16 protein-coding genes are annotated in these 17,921 nt (G+C 68.4%); 7 read left to right on the forward strand and 9 right to left on the reverse strand.

From position 1 onward, the window contains the following. Nucleotides 1-34 precede the first annotated feature (34 nt). Nucleotides 35-1,024, reverse strand: coding sequence for a Bug family tripartite tricarboxylate transporter substrate binding protein (locus AC1DVI_RS11320; protein ID WP_476958058.1), 990 nt, complete (start codon nucleotides 1,022-1,024; stop codon nucleotides 35-37). Nucleotides 1,025-1,215: 191 nt separating this feature from the next. Here AC1DVI_RS11320 and AC1DVI_RS11325 point away from each other — a divergent pair, with 191 nt between their 5' ends. From AC1DVI_RS11325 to AC1DVI_RS11340, 4 genes are all read left to right on the forward strand, one after another. Further along, nucleotides 1,216-2,130, forward strand: coding sequence for a dihydrodipicolinate synthase family protein (locus tag AC1DVI_RS11325; RefSeq protein ID WP_476958059.1), 915 nt, complete (start codon nucleotides 1,216-1,218; stop codon nucleotides 2,128-2,130). Between the two features lie 218 nt (nucleotides 2,131-2,348). Beyond that, nucleotides 2,349-3,155, forward strand: a complete 807-nt coding sequence (locus AC1DVI_RS11330; protein WP_476958060.1) for an IclR family transcriptional regulator — start codon at nucleotides 2,349-2,351, stop codon at nucleotides 3,153-3,155. 146 nt (nucleotides 3,156-3,301) lie between these two features. Further along, a complete protein-coding gene (locus tag AC1DVI_RS11335; RefSeq protein WP_476958061.1) occupies nucleotides 3,302-4,300 on the forward strand; it encodes a dihydroxyacetone kinase subunit DhaK in 999 nt (332 codons plus the stop codon). A 2-nt stretch (nucleotides 4,301-4,302) separates the two neighbouring features. Continuing rightward, complete coding sequence (locus AC1DVI_RS11340) at nucleotides 4,303-4,917, forward strand: dihydroxyacetone kinase subunit L (RefSeq protein WP_476958062.1); 615 nt, start codon at nucleotides 4,303-4,305, stop codon at nucleotides 4,915-4,917. A gap of 428 nt (nucleotides 4,918-5,345) precedes the next feature. Here AC1DVI_RS11340 and AC1DVI_RS11345 read toward each other — a convergent pair whose 3' ends face one another. The 8 genes from AC1DVI_RS11345 to AC1DVI_RS11380 all read right to left on the reverse strand — a co-directional run bounded on the left by AC1DVI_RS11345 (nucleotide 5,346) and on the right by AC1DVI_RS11380 (nucleotide 14,467). Then, nucleotides 5,346-6,509 carry an iron-containing alcohol dehydrogenase gene (locus AC1DVI_RS11345; RefSeq protein ID WP_476958063.1) on the reverse strand — a complete coding sequence of 388 codons (1,164 nt, stop codon included), beginning with the start codon at nucleotides 6,507-6,509 and terminating at the stop codon, nucleotides 5,346-5,348. Between the two features lie 27 nt (nucleotides 6,510-6,536). Next, complete coding sequence (locus tag AC1DVI_RS11350) at nucleotides 6,537-7,997, reverse strand: aldehyde dehydrogenase family protein (RefSeq protein WP_476958064.1); 1,461 nt, start codon at nucleotides 7,995-7,997, stop codon at nucleotides 6,537-6,539. 101 nt (nucleotides 7,998-8,098) lie between these two features. Beyond that, nucleotides 8,099-8,824 carry an ABC transporter ATP-binding protein gene (locus tag AC1DVI_RS11355; protein ID WP_476958065.1) on the reverse strand — a complete coding sequence of 242 codons (726 nt, stop codon included), beginning with the start codon at nucleotides 8,822-8,824 and terminating at the stop codon, nucleotides 8,099-8,101. Further along, nucleotides 8,818-10,611, reverse strand: coding sequence for a branched-chain amino acid ABC transporter ATP-binding protein/permease (locus tag AC1DVI_RS11360; RefSeq protein ID WP_476958066.1), 1,794 nt, complete (start codon nucleotides 10,609-10,611; stop codon nucleotides 8,818-8,820). Before AC1DVI_RS11360 ends, AC1DVI_RS11355 begins: the two co-directional genes overlap by 7 nt. Continuing rightward, complete coding sequence (locus AC1DVI_RS11365; protein WP_014199347.1) at nucleotides 10,611-11,507, reverse strand: branched-chain amino acid ABC transporter permease; 897 nt, start codon at nucleotides 11,505-11,507, stop codon at nucleotides 10,611-10,613. Before AC1DVI_RS11365 ends, AC1DVI_RS11360 begins: the two co-directional genes overlap by 1 nt. Nucleotides 11,508-11,540: 33 nt before the next feature. Further along, nucleotides 11,541-12,788: an ABC transporter substrate-binding protein gene (locus tag AC1DVI_RS11370; RefSeq protein ID WP_476958067.1), complete on the reverse strand. Its 1,248-nt coding sequence runs from the start codon at nucleotides 12,786-12,788 to the stop codon at nucleotides 11,541-11,543. Continuing rightward, nucleotides 12,785-13,129 (reverse strand): AtuA-related protein, encoded by a 345-nt coding sequence (locus AC1DVI_RS11375; protein ID WP_149165566.1) that lies wholly within the window; start codon nucleotides 13,127-13,129, stop codon nucleotides 12,785-12,787. Before AC1DVI_RS11375 ends, AC1DVI_RS11370 begins: the two co-directional genes overlap by 4 nt. Before the next feature lie 3 nt (nucleotides 13,130-13,132). After that, nucleotides 13,133-14,467, reverse strand: coding sequence for an acyclic terpene utilization AtuA family protein (locus AC1DVI_RS11380; RefSeq protein WP_476958068.1), 1,335 nt, complete (start codon nucleotides 14,465-14,467; stop codon nucleotides 13,133-13,135). A gap of 252 nt (nucleotides 14,468-14,719) precedes the next feature. Here AC1DVI_RS11380 and AC1DVI_RS11385 point away from each other — a divergent pair, with 252 nt between their 5' ends. The 3 genes from AC1DVI_RS11385 to AC1DVI_RS11395 all read left to right on the forward strand — a co-directional run bounded on the left by AC1DVI_RS11385 (nucleotide 14,720) and on the right by AC1DVI_RS11395 (nucleotide 17,874). Then, nucleotides 14,720-15,634, forward strand: a complete 915-nt coding sequence (locus tag AC1DVI_RS11385; RefSeq protein ID WP_149165568.1) for a LysR family transcriptional regulator — start codon at nucleotides 14,720-14,722, stop codon at nucleotides 15,632-15,634. A gap of 406 nt (nucleotides 15,635-16,040) precedes the next feature. After that, nucleotides 16,041-17,036: an AAA family ATPase gene (locus tag AC1DVI_RS11390; RefSeq protein WP_149165569.1), complete on the forward strand. Its 996-nt coding sequence runs from the start codon at nucleotides 16,041-16,043 to the stop codon at nucleotides 17,034-17,036. Beyond that, nucleotides 17,026-17,874, forward strand: a complete 849-nt coding sequence (locus AC1DVI_RS11395) for a ParB/RepB/Spo0J family partition protein (RefSeq protein WP_149165570.1) — start codon at nucleotides 17,026-17,028, stop codon at nucleotides 17,872-17,874. The genes AC1DVI_RS11390 and AC1DVI_RS11395 overlap by 11 nt, the downstream gene beginning before the upstream one ends. Nucleotides 17,875-17,921 lie beyond the last annotated feature (47 nt).

The following is a 17,921-nucleotide window of genomic DNA, read 5'->3' on the forward strand; positions in this document are numbered from 1 at the left end:
CCGTCCGAGGCGCGCACGCCATCGGATCGATATCTTACTTGTTGTACCCGACGGCGTTGATCGCGCGTGCGGTCTCCTGCTCGTGCTGCTCCATGAAGGCCTTCAGCTCGGTCCGTCCAAGCCAGGCCGCCCCGAACCGGCGCGCCTTCATCTCGTTCTGGAAGCGGTCGCTCTCGAACGCGTCCTTCACCGCGGATTCGATCCGCGCCACGAGCGCGGGGTCCATGCCGGGGGGGCCGGCCAGACCGCGCCAGGTGCCGCCACTGTACGGCTTCCCGACCTGTTCGCCGACGGTGGCGACGTCCGGGTAGCCCTCGATGCGTTTCTCGCTCATCACCGCGATGCTGCGGACCCGGCCTGCGTCGCGCAACGCATCGACCTCGGGAAGCGAGCACAGGACGACATCGACGCCGCCGGAGGCCAGTTCCTGCAGTCCGGCCGCCGATCCGGCGGCGGGAATCAGATTGAGCCGTTTGGCATCGACGCCCTGGTCGAGAAGCAGGGAAATGAAGGGGATGTCCCAACTGGCGTTGCACGTGCCGCCGCACGAGATGCGGAGCGAGCCGGGATCCGCCTTCAGCTTGGCCACGATGTCCGCCACGCTCTTCAGCGGGGAGTTCTGCGCAACGTGCACCGCCGCGGGATCGGCGTTGAACTGGGCGATCGGGGTGTAGCTCGCCGACGTGAAATCGGCCTGTCCCAGCAGCTTGTACTGGGCGAACGGGGCGATCTGGCCAAGCGTGTAGCCGTCGGGCTTGGCCGTCGTGTAGGTCGTCATCCCGACGACGCCCGACGCCTGAGGCTGGTTGACGACGTTGAAGGGGCGGCCGAGCTTGGCTTCGAGTTCCCGGGCGAGCAGGCGCATCGTATAGTCGCTGCCGCCTCCGGCCCCGGCAATGACGATCAGCGTCACCGGCCGCTCGGGCCATTCGGCAAGGGCCGGAGCGGCCCCCGCAAGACACGTCAGCATGGCAACGGTGGCCGCCGTCCCGCGGCCGAGCCTGCCTATGGGCAGTCCCATCATGAGCGTCTCCTCCAAGACATGCCGCAGGGCGGTTCGGCGCCCTGCCTTTCTTGCCATATCCCACGATACGGGATGTTCGTCAAGCGAACATCCAATCATATCCAATTAGAATAGGCTTGTTACGCGTTGACAGGCGATGGGCGCCGAATGTAAATACCGCATTGTGGGACACACAAGGAGGAAGCGTCCAAATGTCAACATCGCTGAGCGGCATCATCCCCCCCCTGGTCACGCCGTTCACGGCCGACGGGGAGATCGATGAGGCGGCGTTCCGCGCCCAGGTGCGGTTCATGCTGCAAAAGGGCGTCCACGGCGTCTGTGTCGGAGGAAGCACCGGCGAGGGGCACACCCTCTCGACCGAGGAGCTGACGCGTCTCGTCGCGATTTCCTGCGAGGAGGTCGACGGCGCCGTTCCCGTCGTGGCCGGCATCATCGTCAACAGCACCCGCGACGCCATCGCCAAGGCCAGGGCCATGGCGCACCTGCCGGTGGCGGCCCTGCAGGTGACGCCCGTCCACTACGTCTTCAAACCCGACGAGGACGCGACGCTGGCGCATTTCCGCACGCTCGCGGGCGAGACGCAGGTGCCGATCATCATCTACAACGTGGTGCCGTGGAATTACCTGTCGCCGTCGCTCCTGGTCCGCATCATGAAGGAGATCGACAGCGTCATCGGCGTCAAGCAGAGCGCGGGCGACCTCAAGCTGATGGCCGATCTGCTGAACGAGCAGGTGCCGGGCAAGCTCGTGTTCACGGCGGTCGACGCGCTTCTCTACCCGTCCTTCGCGCTGGGAGCCCACGGCACCATTGCGGCGAATCCGGCCGCGGTGCCCGGCGTGACCGTCGCGCTGTGGAACGCCGTGCAGGCCGGCGACCATCCCCGCGCGCTGGAAATCCACCGGAGTCTTCTGGCCTTCTGGAACACGATCAACGGCGACAACCTGCCGGGGTGCGTCAAGTATTCGCTCAGCCGGCAGGGCTGCGAGGTCGGCGTCCCGCGCCAGCCGATGCCCGCCGCCACCGAGGCGCAGAAGGCGCGCATCGATGTCGCTCTGCGCGAGGTGCTTCGTTACGAGGCCTCGCCGACAAAGGCCGCGGCTGAATAGCGGCGTCAGCCGAAGCGAAGGAATGCCGGCCACCTTCGGAAGCGCGCTTCCGAGGGTGGCGTGCCCTGGGAGGGACGATGAGCGCGTCGACACGACTTGACCCGGGAGGGCCGGTTGGCCGATCTTTGCTCCGCCTTGCGCCTGAAGCAGGCGGAACCGGGCTCCACGACCATGCCCGGTACGCCTGTCCGGCAGGTGAGCAGAAGGGACAGGCATTCTTGAAGACGAACAACATCAAGTCAGCTGGAAAGATGCTCAGCGTCCTTGAATGTTTTTCCACCGTCGACCGCAGGCTGTCGCTTGCCGATGTGGCGCGCCGGACCAAGCTTCCGCGCAGCACGGCACACCGCCTTATTCTCACGCTCAAGGAAATCGGGTTCCTGGAACAGGATCACAGCCGCGACGAGTACCGGCTCGGCATCAAGCTCTTCGAGCTGGGATCGATCGTTCTGGCCAACATGGACGTGCACCGCGTGGCGAAGCCATACGTGGATGCGCTCAGCGCCCTGTCACGTGAGGCCGTCCACCTGTGCGTTTTCGACGGCATGAAGATGGTCTTCATCGAGCGGGGAGCGGGGGGCCGATCCGGCCCGAACAACGCGACGACCACGATGGAAGCGTCGCCCTGCCATTGCACCGGTGTCGGCAAGGCGACCCTGGCTTTCCAATCCGACCTCGTCATCGACCGCGTCCTCGGGATGGGGCTTCCGGCCTACACACGCAACACCCTCACCGACCCCGACCGGCTGAGGGAGGACTTGGCATCGATCCGCAAGCGCGGATACGCCATCGACGACGGTGAGATCGACATCGGCGTGCGCTGCGTCGCCGCACCGATCCGCAACACCAGCGGGCATGTCTTCGCCGCGGTGAGCGTGAGCGGCCCCGCCACGCGCATGACGCACGAACGGGTGCAGAGCCTCGCCCCGGTCGTCATGAGCCACGCGGAATCGATTTCGTTCCAGCTGGGCTACAGCAACGGTGACGACGCCGCGGCGCCGGCGCCGGACACACCCATCACGTAACGGGCGGGACCGGGCTCCAGCGTCCGGTTCCAAGCCCCACAAGCCCGCATCCGACCAGCAAACCCTTCCAGTCACCGAAGCGCCGGAGCGCTTTGGGCGGAGGGCTGCCATGGCGCACGGACGCGGCGCAACGGGAGGAATCCATCGTGAAGAAGCTGATCAACGATCCTGCGCACTATGTGGACGAGATGCTCGACGGGCTTTGCGCGGCCCATCCGTCACTGATGCGGGACGGACCGGCGGGGCGGGTGATCCGCCGGTCCGACGGCGCCCGAGCGGGCAAGGTCGGCATCGTGACCGGCGGCGGATCCGGACACCTGCCCCTGTTCACCGGCTATGTCGGTCCGGGCCTCGTCGACGCCTGCTCGATCGGCAACGTCTTCGAAGGCCCGACCGTGGATTCCTGCATAGCCGCGATCAAGGCGGCGGACGGTGGGCGCGGTGTCCTGCGTCTGTACGGGAACTACGGTGGCGACCGCATGAACTTCGATATGGCGGGGGAGTTCCTGGAGGACGATGGCCTGGAACTGAGCACGGTGCTCGGCACCGACGACATCGCCAGCGCCGCTCCCGAAGAACGCAACAAGAGGCGCGGCGTCGCCGGCATCGTCTACGCCTACAAGATCGCCGGCGCCCGGGCCGACGAGGGCGCCTCGCTGGCCGAGGTGACCGCGGCGGCGGCGAAGGCCGTGGAGCGGACGCGGACCATCGGCTGCGCCCTCTCGTCCTGCCAGATCCCCGGTGCGGCGGAGCCGTCGTTCCGCATCGCCCCAAGCGAAATGGAAATGGGCATCGGCATCCACGGCGAGCCCGGCATCTGGCGCGACACGCTCAAGCCGGCGGATGCCGTCGCGGACGAGATGGTCGACCGCCTCCTGGCGGAACGCCCCGAGGGAAGCGGAAACCGGGTGTCGGTCCTGGTCAACAGCCTCGGGGCCACCCCCCTGGAAGAGCTCTTCATCCTGTACCGGCGCATCGCGGAACGGCTGGACAAGGCCGGGCTGGCGGTCGTCCAACCCCTGGTCGGGCCTTATGTGACCTCGATGGAAATGGCCGGCGTGTCGCTCAGCCTTTGCTTCCTCGACGACGAGCTGGAACGGCTTCTTGCCGCTCCGGCGTCCTGCCCCTTCTGGAAGGTTGGTTGACCATGGGCCTGACCGTCACGCACATTGCCGCCGGTGTCGCCCTCGCACACGCGCGCATGACAACTCTCGAACAGGAACTCAACGCGGCCGACTCCCGGCTCGGCGATGGCGACACCGGCGGCATGTTGCGCCGGGTGCTGGATCTCATGGCCGAGCAGCGGATGGATGGGATTGACGATGTCGGGGTGAGCTTGGGCATCCTTGCCAAGGCCGCGGCCGCCGCCACGGGATCGAGCCTCGGCACCTTGTTCGCGACCGGGCTCCTGACGATGTCGAAGAGGACGAAGGGACGGACCGAAATCCCCTGGAGCGAACTGGCCCCCCTTCTCGAACAGGCGCGCGATGCCGTCATGGCGCGAGGCGGCGCGAAGCTTGGGGACAAGACCGTGGTCGATGCGCTCGATGCGGTTTCCTCGGCCCTGGCCGGTGCCGGGGATCAAGCTGCGATCCGCGCAAAAGCGGTCGTAGCCTGTGACGAGGCGCTCGTCCGCTTCCGGAATGAACCTTGCCGCATGGGACGTGCCCGCATGTATGCCGACAAGAGCATCGGCATGGATGATCCCGGCATGCTCGCTTTCGCGCGTCTCACCGAGAGTCTCTGTCGGCATGACGGGTGAGGCTCCGTCAGCTCGTTGATCCCGACAGTGGGCCCGCTCCGGATCGGTGGACGGCTCTGTTAAGCTCGCGCCGGAAGCGGAGAGGTGGCATGACGACTACCCGGCTCGGGTGCTCTGCGACGCCCTCGGCGTGTCACCATCGGACTGCTGTGCTTGGCGCACGCGACTTGGGCGGAACCTGTTCGCCTGCATCCGAGGCTGCTGCGATCGCCAACGCTTGCGCTTGGCGATCGGCTGCATCACCCCGGAGCAGGCTGAGCTTCAGGCCGCACAACCCGGCGCCCATCATTCCGGGGGACGCCTAAGCAGGTTTCTCCAGATCGGGCCACAGGCCCGGGCTGGAGAAACCTGCGGACTCTATGGTTTTGCAGGATTTCCGAGCCCGCCCATCCGTGGGCGGAGTTCGGAAATCCTGCCCAGTGTTCGGTTCAGAACGCCGTGCGGAACAATCCTTGGAAATCCTCCTCGCTGGTGTGTCGCGGGTTCCAACGGTTGTAGTCGGCCGCGTAGCTGCGCCGTGCCATCTCCTCCAGCCGGTCTTCGGTCACGCCGACATCGCGCAGGCGCGGTGGAATGCCGAGGTCGGCGCACAGCGTCCGCAGGCCGTCCACGGCGGCTTCCGCCGACTGATCCCGGGTCAGGCCGGTGATGTCCACCCCCAGGATTTCGGCGACCCGGGCCAGGCGTTCGGGCTTGGCCGGCACGTTGAAGGCCGCGGCGTAGGGCAGGCAGACCGCGTTGGCCAGGCCGTGCGGGACGGGGAACAGGGCGCCGACCGACATCGCCATGCAATGCACGTTGCCGAGGCCGGTGACGCCGAAGGACATCGCCGCCAGCGCCGACCCGCACAGCATGTCCAGCGCCGCCGGAACGTTGGTCCGGTCGGCGACGAAGGGGCGGATGCTGCCGGCGATCAGGGTCATCGCGTGCAGGTTCACGGCGTCGGAAAAGTCCGTCGCCCGCTTGGACAGGTAGGATTCGAAGGCGTGCACGAAGGCGTCGATCCCCGCGTGCGCGGCGACATGGGCCGGCATGGAGCCGACCGCGAGGGGATCGAGGATGGCGACCTGCGCCGGGCTGAAGGCCGCGTGGCGGATGGCCATCTTGGTCTTGCGCGCGGTGTCGGTGATGACGCAGGCACCCGACACCTCCGACCCGGTGCCGGCCGTGGTCGGTACGGCGATCAGCGGCAGCGGGCGGATCGCGAACTTCTCGATCCCCTCATAATCGGCGATCCGGCCGCCGTTGGTCATCAGGATGCCCACGGCCTTCGCCACGTCGATGGTGCTTCCCCCGCCGATGGCCAGCAGCGCCTGGGCGTCCTGCTCGCGGCAGCGTTCGAAGGCGGCCTGCACCGTCCGGTCGCCCGGTTCCGGTTCGATGCCGGTGAAGACGGACAGGGCAACGCCGTTGCCGGTCAGAAGCGCCTCGATCCGGCGGAAGATCGCGCTGTCCGCCAGGGCCGGGTCGAGCAGGACGAACAGGCGCGCGGCGTTCCATTCGCGCAGGACGTCGGAAAGCTGCTCGTGTGCCCCGACTCCGAAGAGAATTTTCGTCGGGCAGGAGAACGATGAGACGGGGAAGGCGGACATGGCGAGGGCCTCGTGATGCGGAAGGAGTCAGGAGCGGCGGGGCAGGGCGATGCGGGTGCAGATGTTCTTCACCTGCGTGTAGGACAGAAGCGCGTCGAGGCCCTTTTCACGCCCGAAGCCGGACTTGCGGTACCCGCCGAAGGGAAGCTCCACGCCGCCCCCGGCGCCGTAGCAATTGATGAAGATCTGCCCCGCCTTGACGGTGCGGGCCAGCCAGTTGGTCGCGCCGACGTCGCGGCCCCAGATGCCGGCAACCAGCCCGTAGTCGGTCGCGTTGGCGAGCGCCGCCGCCTCCTCGACTTCGTCGAAGGGGAGGATGGTCAGAACCGGGCCGAAGATCTCCTCCCGATGGACGCGCATCTCCGGGCGCGCGCCGTCCAGCAGCGTCGGCGACACGAAGTTACCCTGGCCGAGGTCGGCGCCGGGGAGGGGCGTCCCGCCGGTGATGACCTCCGCCCCCTCCTCGCGGGCGATGCCGATGTAATCCAGCACCTTGCCTTGCTGGGCGCGGCTGACCAGCGGGCCGATGTCCGGGTTTTGCAGGCCGGGGCCGACCTTCAGGCCGCGGCAGAGCGCCGCCAGCCGGTCGACCAGCTCGCGGTGCCGGGCGCGCTGGACCAGGACGCGCGACCCGGCCGAACAGGTCTGGCCCGAGTTGGGAAAGGCCGCCTTCAGGAGCACCGGCAGCGCGTCGTCGAGGTCGGCGTCGGCCAGCACGATGTTCGGCGACTTGCCGCCCAGCTCCAGCAGCACCGGGACGATGTTGTCCGCCGCCGTGCGCATCACCTGGGCGCCGGTCGCGACCGATCCGGTGAAGACGACCAGATTGACGCCGGGGTGCGCGGCGAGGGCGGAACCGGCCTCCTGCCCCAGACCCGGAACGACGTTCAGAACACCGGGCGGCAGCCCTTCCTCGTGGCAGATGCGGGTCAGCTCCAGCACGCTGAGGCACGCCAGTTCGGCGGGCTTCAGGACCACCGTGTTGCCAGTCGCCAGCGCCGGCGCTAGCCCGCGGGAGGCGATCTGCAGCGGGTAGTTCCAGGGCACGATCTGCGCCGTCACGCCCAGCGGCTCGCGTACCGTGAAGTCGGCGTAGTCGGGACCGAGCGGGATGGAACTGCCCAGCACCTTGTCGGCGACGCCGGCGTAATATTCGAAGAAGCGCGCTGCGGCGACCGCGTCGGCCTGCGCCTGGGCCAGCGGCTTGCCGGTGTCCTGGCTTTCGATGCGGGCGAGGCGGTCCTTCTCCTCCAGGATGCGCCGGGCGATGGCGTGAAGGACGCGGCCGCGCTGCACCGGCACGCAGTCCGCCCAGCCCGGCAGCGCCGCCTGCGCCGCCCGCACCGCCTCGTCGATGTCCGACGCTCCGCCGCGGGCGATCCGCGCGAGGATGGCGCCGTCGGCGGGATCGAGGATCTCCAGCGTCTCGCGCGAATGGGCCGGGCGCCATTGGCCGTCGATGAAGCAGTCGTAGGAAGGCAGGGACATGGTGGGCATCCGAATCCGAGGTGGGGGCAGGGCCGCCGGTCAGGCGGCCAGTTGGGACAGGTGCCGCCGGTCAGGCGGCCGATCAGGAAGGGAGCCGCCGGTCAGGCGGCGTGGTGGGCGAGGTCGCCGCCGAGATAGGCTTCGCGGATGCGGGGATCGCGGCGCAGCGTGGCGGCGGCGCCCTCCAGCACGATCGACCCGCCTTCCAGCACATAGGCGCGGTCGGCGATGGCCAGCGCCTGGTTGGCCATCTGCTCGACGAGCAGGATGGTCATGCCGTCCCGGCGCAGGCCGACGAGCGTCCTGAAGATGTCGGCGGTGATGATGGGCGCGAGCCCGAGCGAGGGTTCGTCGAGGATCAGCAGCTTGGGTTCCGTCATCAGGGCGCGCGCGATGGCGAGCATCTGCTGCTCGCCGCCGCTCAACGTGCCGGCGATCTGGTCCCGCCGTTCCGACAGCCGGGGGAACAGCGCGTAGAAGCGGTCGATGTTGGCGGCGATCCGATGCGGCTGACCGCGCAGCAGATGCCCGCCGAGCAGCAGATTCTCGTGGACCGTCTGGTCGGTGAAGATCTGCCGCCCCTCCGGGGCCATGGCGACGCCCAGCGCGACGCGCTGCGGGGTGCTCAGCCCGTCGATCGGCCGGCCGTCGAAGGTCACCCGCCCCGCCGCCGGGACGAGACCGGTGATGCCGCGCAGGAGGCTGCTTTTTCCGGCGCCGTTGGCGCCGATCAGGGCGACGATCTCGCCGGCCCCGACCCGGATGGACACCCCGCGCAAGGCGCGGATCGGCCCGTAGGAGACGCTCAGGTCGGCGACGGTCAGCATGGGCGCTCCTCCGCATCGGGGGTCGGCTCGTCCTCGCGGCCCAGATAGGCCTCGATGACGCGGGGGTTGGTCTGGATGTCGCGGGGCGCGCCTTCGGCGATCACCACCCCCCGATCGAGGACGACGATCTCGTCGGAGATCCTCATCACCAGGCCCATGTCGTGCTCCACCATCAGCACCGCGACGCCGAGCTGGCCGATGCGCTTGATGAGCTGCCCAAGCTCGGCGGTCTCCCGCGGGTTCAGGCCGGCGGCGGGCTCGTCCAACAGCAGCAGGACCGGGTCTCCGGCCAGCGCGCGGGCCAGCTCGACGCGACGTTGCAGGCCGTAGGGCAGGCTGCCGGCCAGCGCCCCGGCGTGCTCGCCCAGGCCCACGAAGTCCAGGACGGCCTTCGCCTTGGCGACGGCGTCCTCCTCCCGCCCGGTCACGCCGATCCGCGCATGGGCGCCGATCAGCACGTTGTCCAACACCGTCATGGAGCCGAACAGACGCAGGTTCTGGAAGGTGCGGGCGATGCCGCGGGCGGCGCGGGCGTGGGCCGTGCCGCGGGTGATGTCCTGGCCGGCCAGCCGGATGGTTCCGGAGTCGGCGGAGATCACTCCGGTCAGGATGTTGATGAGGGTGCTCTTGCCGGCGCCGTTGGGACCGATCAGAGCGTGGATCCGGTGGGCGTGAAGCCGCAGCCCGACCTTGTCCGCGGTCACCACGCCGCCGAACGCCTTGCTGACGTCGGCCACGTCCAGCAGGGGGCCGGCGGACGGCTCCGCCCGGCCGCGCTCCATCGCCGTCAGCGGGGGAGTCTCCACCCCATCCAGGACCGCCATCCGGCGGGGCAGGACGCGCGCGATCGCGCCGGCGACGCCCGTCGGCATCAGGTAGAGCGCGAACAGCAGCATCGCTCCGTAGATGAAGTGCTGCACCGACGGCCATTGCGCCAGGAACACCTCGGTCATCGTGAGGATCGCCGCACCCGCGATGGGGCCGTAGATGTTGCCGGCCCCGCCCAGCAGCACCAGCAGAAGGATGAAGACCGACAGGTGGAAGGTCACGAAGTCGGAATTGAAATACTGGTTCTGCTGCGCCACCAGCGCGCCGCCCAGCCCGCACAGCGCGGCGGCCAGCACGAAGGCGAGCGTCTTGTAGCGATAGACCGAGATGCCCGCGCATTCCGCGGCGATCTCGTCGCTTTGCAGCGCCAGCAAGGCACGCCCGAACCGCCCGTTCAGCAGATGCGACAGGACGAGATGGACCGCCACGCCCAGCACGATCACCAGGACCACCCAGTGCTTCAGCGCGAAGGGCTCGTCGCCCAGCGCCAGCGGGGCGATTCCGTAGATGCCCTGGGCGCCGCCGAACAGGTCGGTCCATTCGGTCACCAGCTTCTCCACCACCAGCCCGAAGGCCAGCGTGACCAGGGCGAGGCTGGGTCCCTTCACCCGCAGCGACGGCAGGGCGATCAGCACGCCCACCGCGGCGGCCACCAGCGGTGCGGCGGCCAGCGCCAGCGCCGGCGGAAGCTCCAGCCGGGTCGTCAGCAGGGCCACCGTGTAGGCCCCCGCCGCGAACAGTCCCGCCTGCCCGAGCGACTTCTGCCCGGCATAGCCCGCCAGCACGTTCATGCCGGAGGCGCAGATGTAGTAAACGCCGGCCATGAAGGCGACGTAGAGGTAGAAATCGTTGCTCAGCGTCAGGGCGAGCGCCACCAGCGCCGCGCCGATGCCCAGGGCCGGGGCCGCCCGCAGCAGGGCGAAGCGGCGGGCCGCCGGCCGGAGTACGGAGGCCTCCATCATACCTTTTCCACCAGCTTCCGGCCGAACAGGCCGTTGGGCGCCATGGCCAGCACCAGGATGACCAGGAGAAAGACCATGATTTCCCGCCATTGCGCGCTCCACAGGGCCGTGAGGGACTCCACCAGACCGATCAGCAGGCCGCCGGCCATGCAGCCGCGCGGGTTGGTCAGGCCGCCGATGATCGCCGCGGAGAAGCCCTTCAGGGCGATGATGACCCCCATGAAGAGGGAGGCCGACAGGATCGGCGCGACCAGCACCCCGCTCAGCCCGGCCAGCGCCGAACTGGCGAGAAAGGCCATCGCCATGACGCGGGGCACGTCGATGCCCATCAGCGCCGCGGCGTCGCGGTTCAGCGCCACCGCCCGCATGCAGCGGCCGATGGCCGTGCGCCGCATGGCGAGGTCGAACGCCCCCAGGATCGCGAAGGCGAGGACCAGCACCACCAGCTCCTGCGAGCGGAAGCCGGCCTCGCCGACACGGAACACCTCGTCGCCGAAGGGGGCGGGCAGCATCCGCGCCCCCAGCCCCCACACCGACAGGGCGGCGCTTTGCAGGACGATGCCGAAGCCGATCGTGCTGACCACCCAGGACATGCCCGGCTTGCCGGCGAAGGGCCGGATCGCCGCCAGATACAGCGGCAGCCCCAGCACCCCCATCGCCAGCGCCGCGGCGACCGCCGCCAGCGCGTAGAGCCAGACATAGCCGACCGCGTCGGCTCCGAGCGCCGCGGTGAGCACCCCCACCGTTCCCAGCCCGACGAAGGCGCCGACCGACACGAAGTCACCCTGCGCGAAGTTCAGCGTCCGCGTGGTGGTGTAGGTCAGGTTGAAGCCGAGGGCGATCAGGGCGTAGACGCTGCCCAGCGTCAGCCCACCGATGATGGCTTGCAGCATGGAGTCACCCTCCGTGACGGTTCGCGGGCCGCGTCACTTCTTGAAGTCCGCCGGTTGCAGCCCGGCCAGCACCGGGTCGTTGAAATCGACGACCTTGCCGTCCTTCCAGCGCGACCAGTGATAGTCCGCCGCCGTCAGCCCCTCGTGCTGCGTGGTGGAGAAGGGCTTGTCGTAGGTCTTGACCATGCCGGCGACCGGTTTGTTCAGGGCTTCCAGCGCGGTGCGCACCGCCTCGCCCTTGGTGTCGCCGGCCTGCTCGGCCGCCGCGGCCCACAGCAGCACCGTGTCGTAGGCCTGCGAGGCCGCCCAGAACATCGAGGGGTTGGCCAGCTTCGGCCCGATCCGCGCGAACAGCGATTCCGCCTCCGCCGACTTGCGCTCGCTGGAGGTGGTCAGGAAGACCGGCCATTCCATCAGCTTCGGCCCGGCGACCTCGGGGAAGCCGCTGAAGGACGCCGCCCAGGTGGTGAAGACCTTCGGGAAATAGTCCAGCTTCTCCATGCTGCGCACGAGATGCCCGAGCGGGGCCGCCTGCGCCCAGACCACCAGCGTGTCCGCCCCTGCCGCCTTGGCCTTGGACAGTTGCGAGGTCATGTCGGTGTCGCGGGCGTCGAACTTCTCGATGGACACCGGCTTCATGTCGTGCAGCGCCGCGATCTGCTCCAGATCCTTCAGGCCCGCCTGCCCGTAGCCGGTCGTCTCCACGAAGAAGCCGACCGCCTTCGCCTCGGGGTTCTTCTTCACGTAGGCCAGCAGGGCGGCGGCCTGTTCGCGGTCCACCATGGAGACGCGGAACAGGTAGTTGCCGTTGGACGGCCCCTCGGTGATGGCCGTGCTCGACGCGCTGGAGACCAGCACCGGCATGCGCTTCTGGTTGGCGATGTGCTTCCAGGCCAGGGCGTTGCCGGAATTGGTCGGGCCGAAGACGACCGAGACCTTCTCGCGGTCGATCAGGTCGGTCATGTTCTGGATCGCCTTGGGCGGCTGGCCCAGGTCGTCGCGGACCAGAAATTCCAGGGGGCGGCCCAGCACGCCGCCGCGCTTGTTGATGTCCTCCACGGCGGCGCCGATGCCGAGCACGCCGATTTGCCCCGATTCCGCCGACGGCGAGCCGGAGATGTCGCCGTTGTAGGCGATTTTGATCGGGTCGGCGGCCTGGGCCTGGACCGAAGCGGTCATGAGGACGGCGGCGGCGGCGCCCAGGAGCGCCGTCAGGCGCGGGCGCGCGGGCGCCGTGCCGGTGGGCGCCGTGTCGTTGGACGCTGTCTTCTTCTTGGTCATGGGCGTTCCCCTCCATATTGGTTGTTCTGCCGGTTGCGGTTCGGCAGTTCGAGATCGAGCAGGGCGGAACTCAGCGCCTTGCCGTGGGCGTCCAGGGCCAGCGAGCGGGTGACCCCGCCGCCGAGCGCCCCGGTCAGCACGAAGTTGAGCGCCCCCAGGGTCGGCAGCTCGTAGCGGGTCACCGTTCCGGTCACGATTCCCTGGAAATGCGTGGCGACGCTCTGGGCCGTCAGATGCTCCGCCAGGAACGGGTAGTCGGTCTCGTCCAGCGCGATGACCGAGATGTTGGAAATGTTGCCCTTGTCGCCGGAGCGGGTGTGCGCAACGTCCCGGAGTTTCATGGCTTACGCCTCCAGCAGGGTGACCGAGGTGCGCACGGCGCTTTCCGGCAGCAGGGCGGAGGCGACGGCGACGATCTCGCGCGCCGATTTCCAGGCGCCGCCGCCCCCCGCCGGGCCGTTGGTGTAGAGCGTTTCGACCTCATTCCCGATCCGGGCCGCCTCGTCCAGGCTGGCGGTCCGCCCCGCCACCCGCAGGCGGACTTCGTAGGGCGTGTGGCCGCGCGACAGCCGGTCGCCATGCAGCGCGTCGAGGCCGATCAGGTCGAACTGCAACTCCTCGGTCCGCACGCCGGTTAGGGCCAGCCGCTCGCGGACGATGTCCAGCGCGAGCCGCCCGCGCTCGACCGCTCCCGGTCCGGCGTAGGAGATCTGCCCCTCGCCGATGCAGCTGTCGATGTAGCCGATGGACAGCTTCAGAAGCCCGGTCCGCGCGGTGCCGCGCCCGCCACGGACGCGCACCCGGTCCGGCCCGTCGCCCTCGACGCGGGCAACCGAGAAGTCGGCGACCACGTCCGGCTGGTAATAGCGCGCCGGGTCGTGGATCTCGTAGAGAAGCTGTTCCTTCACGGTGGCCGGCGTGACGCACCCGCCCGTGCCGGGCAGCTTGGTCACCTCCAGGGTGCCGTCCGCGTGAATTTCGCCGATGGGAAAGCCCAGCCGGGCCAGTTCCGGCACGTCCTTGACACCGGGGTCGGCGAAATAACCGCCGGTCACCTGCCCGGCGCATTCCAGCAGGTGTCCGGCCATGGTGCCGCGCCCCAGCGCGTCCCAATCGTCCATCCGCCAGCCGAATTCATGGACCATCGGAGCGAGAAACAACGCCGGGTCGGCGGCCCGTCCGGTGATGACCACGTCGGCGCCGGCGGCCAACGCCTCGACGATGGGGCCGGCGCCGATGTAGGCGTTGGCCGAAATCACGCGGTCGCCAAGCCCGCGCAGGGTGCCGCCGTCCTCCAGAGCGACGTCGAGCTGCCGCGCGACCGCCAGCACGTCGTCCCCGGTCACGGCGGCGATCCGCAGCCCGCCCAGCCCCAGGGAGCGGGCGACGGCCCGCGTCGCCTCGGCGGCGCCGAGCGGGTTGGCGGCTCCCATGTTGGTGATCAGCCGCACCCCGTTGCGCCGGCAGGCGCCGAGCACGGCGGTCATGCGGACCGTCAGCAGCGGGTCGTAGCCCCCGGCGGGGTCGCGTTGCCGCGCCTGCTGGGCCAGGGCGATCGTCCGCTCGGCAAGGCATTCGAAGACGAGGTAGTCGAGGCCGCCCCGTTCGGCGAGATCGATTGCCGGTTCGATGCGGTCACCGGAATAGCCGGCTCCGGAACCGATCCTGATGCGGTGCATCGACGGCCCTCAGCGCGGCGAAGGGACGGCGTGGGACGCGGCGGCCCCCATGGCGGCGCCCATTGCGGTGCGGCCGCCGCCGGTGATTGAGGCTGGCATGGTCTCCCCCTTGCATTTTTATTCGTTCCGGTTTCCTCCGCTCCGGCGCGTCGCACCGACGGGCGGCTGAATTCCGCTGCATGCAAACCATCCTTGCCGAGATTGTTCGCGCGAACAATTGAATTGATTCAATGTCAGTAATAGAGTTGAGCTATGGATCTCAGCCTCCGCCAGATACGCGCCTTCCTCGCCGCCGCGCAGACCCGCAGTTTCACGCGGGCTGCGGAGTCGCTGCACGTCGCCCAGCCGACCCTGACGGTGCAGATCCGACGGCTGGAGGATGCCTTGGCGGTCAAGCTGTTCGACCGCAACACCCGGTCCGTCGAGTTGACCCGCATCGGCAGTGAACTGCTGCCGGTGTTCCAGCGCATGGTCCATGACCTGGACGCCGTGGTGGTCGACACGCATGAGATCGCCGCGATGCGGCGCGGGGTGGTGCGCGTGGCGGCGCTGCCGACCATCGCGGCGGGTGTGCTGCCCGACGCCATCCAGTCCTTTCGTGATCTTCATCCCGGCGTGACCTTCGTTTTGAAGGACGTCATCGCCAGCCGCGTGCTCGGGCTCGTCCGGTCGGAGGAGGTGGACCTCGGGATCACGGGAGGCGAGGCGAAGGGACAGGACATCGACACGGTGCTGGAAGTCCGCGACCGGATGCACATCGTCTTTCCACAGGGCCATGCCGTCGGCGATCTTCCGCGGGTGACCATCGAGACGCTGGCCGAAGTGCCGCTGGTGCTGATGGACCCAGCGACCAGCGTCCGCGAGATCGTCGACGAGGCATTCCTCTCCGCCGGGCGGATCGCCAAGCCGGTTTGCGAGGCGACCTATATGATGACGGCGATCGCCATGGTGCGGGCCGGGCTGGGCTTGACGATTCTACCGGGCTCCGCGCGCGAGATCGCCGCCGAGCCGGTGCTGCGCTCGCGCCCCATCGATATGTTCGGCTTTTCTCGTCCCGTCAGGGTCATCCGCAAGGCGGGGCGCTCCCTTCCGCCGCTGGCCGAAGCGTTCCTCGATCACCTCTGCTGTGTTCTGAACGATTGCGGGACGTTTCACCGGGAGGGATGAACGGAGCCTACCCTGGAGCGATGGTTGTCCCGCACCGGTGAACGCGATTGCACCTTCCGGAGGCTGCAGCCGCCGGAATCGCCGTATCGGTCGCAGTTCCTTTTCTCATGGCCGTTTCGTTGGATTCTGTTGCGCGGATCACCCGTTGATGGAGTTGGTCGAACAAGGTGTCGCCCTTACGGCACCTCAGTTGGTTGCCTGGGTCGGGTCCAGTGCGTCAGCCCGAACGGCCCGTGTGCGTTAAGTTGACTTAAGCACGCAAAAAGTGCGCACGATCCTGTAGAGCGCAACTTTTTCCCAAAACGCAAAATCGCCCTGTTGAGGCAATCTTGGGAAATTCCATTGACAATGTTGAGGATGCAACGAAGGATGCGGCCGGACAGTCGGACGGGAGACCCCACGAACCATGGCCGGAGAAAGCCTCAAAGGACTGCGCGAGGAACGCGGGTGGAGCCAGACCGAACTGGCGGCTTGGCTCAACGAGAGCCTCGGCCGCAAGTATGACCGGGCTCAGATCTCGCGCTGGGAAAGTGGATCGGAGCGGACACCGAAGACGGTCGTGGACGCTGTCGAGACCGAGCGCAGCACCGACCGGCCGCGCCATGCCACCGTCGTGATGTGCGGATCGGCGAAGGGGGGGGTGTCGAAGACGACTTCGGCTTTGTGCATCGCCTATTGTCTGCTCGCTCAAGGGTCGAAGGTCCTGCTGATCGATTGTGACAGCCAGGGCAGCGCCACCGTCCATCTCGGCTACTCGCCGGCCCAGATGGACCAGATGGAGGTTGAGCGTCGGACCCTGTACTACGCCCTGGCGGACGACAAGCCCTTCACCGACTACATCATCCAAACCCCGGAGCCGCGGCTCGACCTCCTTCCCGCCTTCATGAGCTTGGCCGACGCCGACGTCGAACTCGCCCTTGGGAAGCTGGCTCCCCTCCGGCAGCGCGTCGGCGAGGTCCGGAACCAGTACGACTTCATTGTTCTCGACACCGCTCCGAACCTGGGTGCCGTCACCGTCAGCGCGCTCGAGGCATCGGACCTTCTGCTGGTGCCGTGCCAGACCGAGGCGTTGGCGCTCGTCGGCCTGCGGAACGTGCTGCACTCCCTGGAGAACCTGCGGCGGCGGCGCAATCCCGGGCTGCGCATGCTGGGCATCCTTCCGACGCTGTTCTCCGCCCGCCTGACCCAGGATCAGGCGACGCTGGAGGACTTGCGCCGGGGCTACGGCGACCGCTACCGCATCTTCGATCCCATTCCGAGAGCGACCGTGTTCGCGCAGGCCGCCGCATCCGGCGTGATCCCTCTCGCCGCCGTCAAGAGCATCCCCGGGCGCGCCGTCTTCGAAGAGATCGCCGCCGCCGCCCGCGCTGCCGCCAAGGAGCTGAAGGCCCATGTCGCGTAAGCTCGCCCGCCGCACCGACCTGACCGCATCGGCCGAGGTGACCGGACCGGCGCCGAAGGCGTTCGGCCTCTCCGACGACTTCCCCTCGGTGCTCGAACTGGACATCGACCGCATCGACCGCCGCGCGCACCAACCGCGCGCCGTGCAGGACGATGCCTCGCTCGCCGAACTGCGGCAGTCCATCGAGCGGCACGGCCTGATGTATCCGATCCTGGTGACCCCCGGAGGCGGCAACGGCTACGCCCTGATCGGCGGCGGACGGCGTCTGCGGGCTTTCGAGTTGCTGGGCCGCACCACGATCTTCGCGCGTGTGCTGTCGGGGGACCCCGACGAGTTGGCCCTGGTCGACAATCTGCAACGCAAATCCCTGAACGCGGTCGAGACGGCCCGCTCGCTCGACGGCCTTCGCAACAAGCACGGTTACACCCAGGAAAAGCTGGCCGAGGTGGTTGGCAAAACCCCTGCGGCGATTTCACGGGCGCTCGGCATCCTCTCCCTGCCGCAGGATGTGCTCGACGAGTATATGGTCCTCGTCGATCGCGTCCCGCAGACCACGCTGGAGGAAGTCGCAGCCGCGCCCAGTGAAGAGGGGCGGCGCAAGCTGTGGAGACTCGCCAGAAGGGGCGCAACGGCAAAGGCGATCACCGAACAGCGGCAGGAGATGAAGCGCAAGGAGCCGGATGGTCTTTTGCTTAGAAGACGCGCGGCCGGAGCCGCGGTCCGCGGTTTGATTCAAATGGTCGCCAAGCTTGAGGAGAACCGTGAAGGCATGGGCCCCGCCGAGCGGTCCGCGCTTGAAGCGATTCAGCAGAAGCTGGCGGCCCTCCTCGCCGATTGAGTCGGCTCAACGCACCGCAGGTCTCTTGTCGGCGGGATCCGGCCTGC

Source organism: Azospirillum sp. P4_B5 (assembly GCF_056402275.1).

Bases quoted from the DNA above. Each gene is read 5' to 3' on its own strand.
- AC1DVI_RS11395 (WP_149165570.1), top strand. From the start codon at position 17,026: ATGTCGCGTAAGCTCGCCCGCCGCACCGACCTGACCGCATCGGCCGAG.
- AC1DVI_RS11365 (WP_014199347.1), bottom strand. From the start codon at position 11,507: ATGCTGCAAGCCATCATCGGTGGGCTGACGCTGGGCAGCGTCTACGCC.
- AC1DVI_RS11380 (WP_476958068.1), bottom strand. From the start codon at position 14,467: ATGCACCGCATCAGGATCGGTTCCGGAGCCGGCTATTCCGGTGACCGC.
- AC1DVI_RS11350 (WP_476958064.1), bottom strand. From the start codon at position 7,997: ATGTCCCTGCCTTCCTACGACTGCTTCATCGACGGCCAATGGCGCCCG.
- AC1DVI_RS11360 (WP_476958066.1), bottom strand. From the start codon at position 10,611: ATGGAGGCCTCCGTACTCCGGCCGGCGGCCCGCCGCTTCGCCCTGCTG.
- AC1DVI_RS11355 (WP_476958065.1), bottom strand. From the start codon at position 8,824: ATGCTGACCGTCGCCGACCTGAGCGTCTCCTACGGGCCGATCCGCGCC.
- AC1DVI_RS11370 (WP_476958067.1), bottom strand. From the start codon at position 12,788: ATGACCAAGAAGAAGACAGCGTCCAACGACACGGCGCCCACCGGCACG.
- AC1DVI_RS11340 (WP_476958062.1), top strand. From the start codon at position 4,303: ATGGGCCTGACCGTCACGCACATTGCCGCCGGTGTCGCCCTCGCACAC.
- AC1DVI_RS11320 (WP_476958058.1), bottom strand. From the start codon at position 1,024: ATGATGGGACTGCCCATAGGCAGGCTCGGCCGCGGGACGGCGGCCACC.
- AC1DVI_RS11390 (WP_149165569.1), top strand. From the start codon at position 16,041: ATGGCCGGAGAAAGCCTCAAAGGACTGCGCGAGGAACGCGGGTGGAGC.
- AC1DVI_RS11345 (WP_476958063.1), bottom strand. From the start codon at position 6,509: ATGTCCGCCTTCCCCGTCTCATCGTTCTCCTGCCCGACGAAAATTCTC.
- AC1DVI_RS11325 (WP_476958059.1), top strand. From the start codon at position 1,216: ATGTCAACATCGCTGAGCGGCATCATCCCCCCCCTGGTCACGCCGTTC.
- AC1DVI_RS11375 (WP_149165566.1), bottom strand. From the start codon at position 13,129: ATGAAACTCCGGGACGTTGCGCACACCCGCTCCGGCGACAAGGGCAAC.
- AC1DVI_RS11385 (WP_149165568.1), top strand. From the start codon at position 14,720: ATGGATCTCAGCCTCCGCCAGATACGCGCCTTCCTCGCCGCCGCGCAG.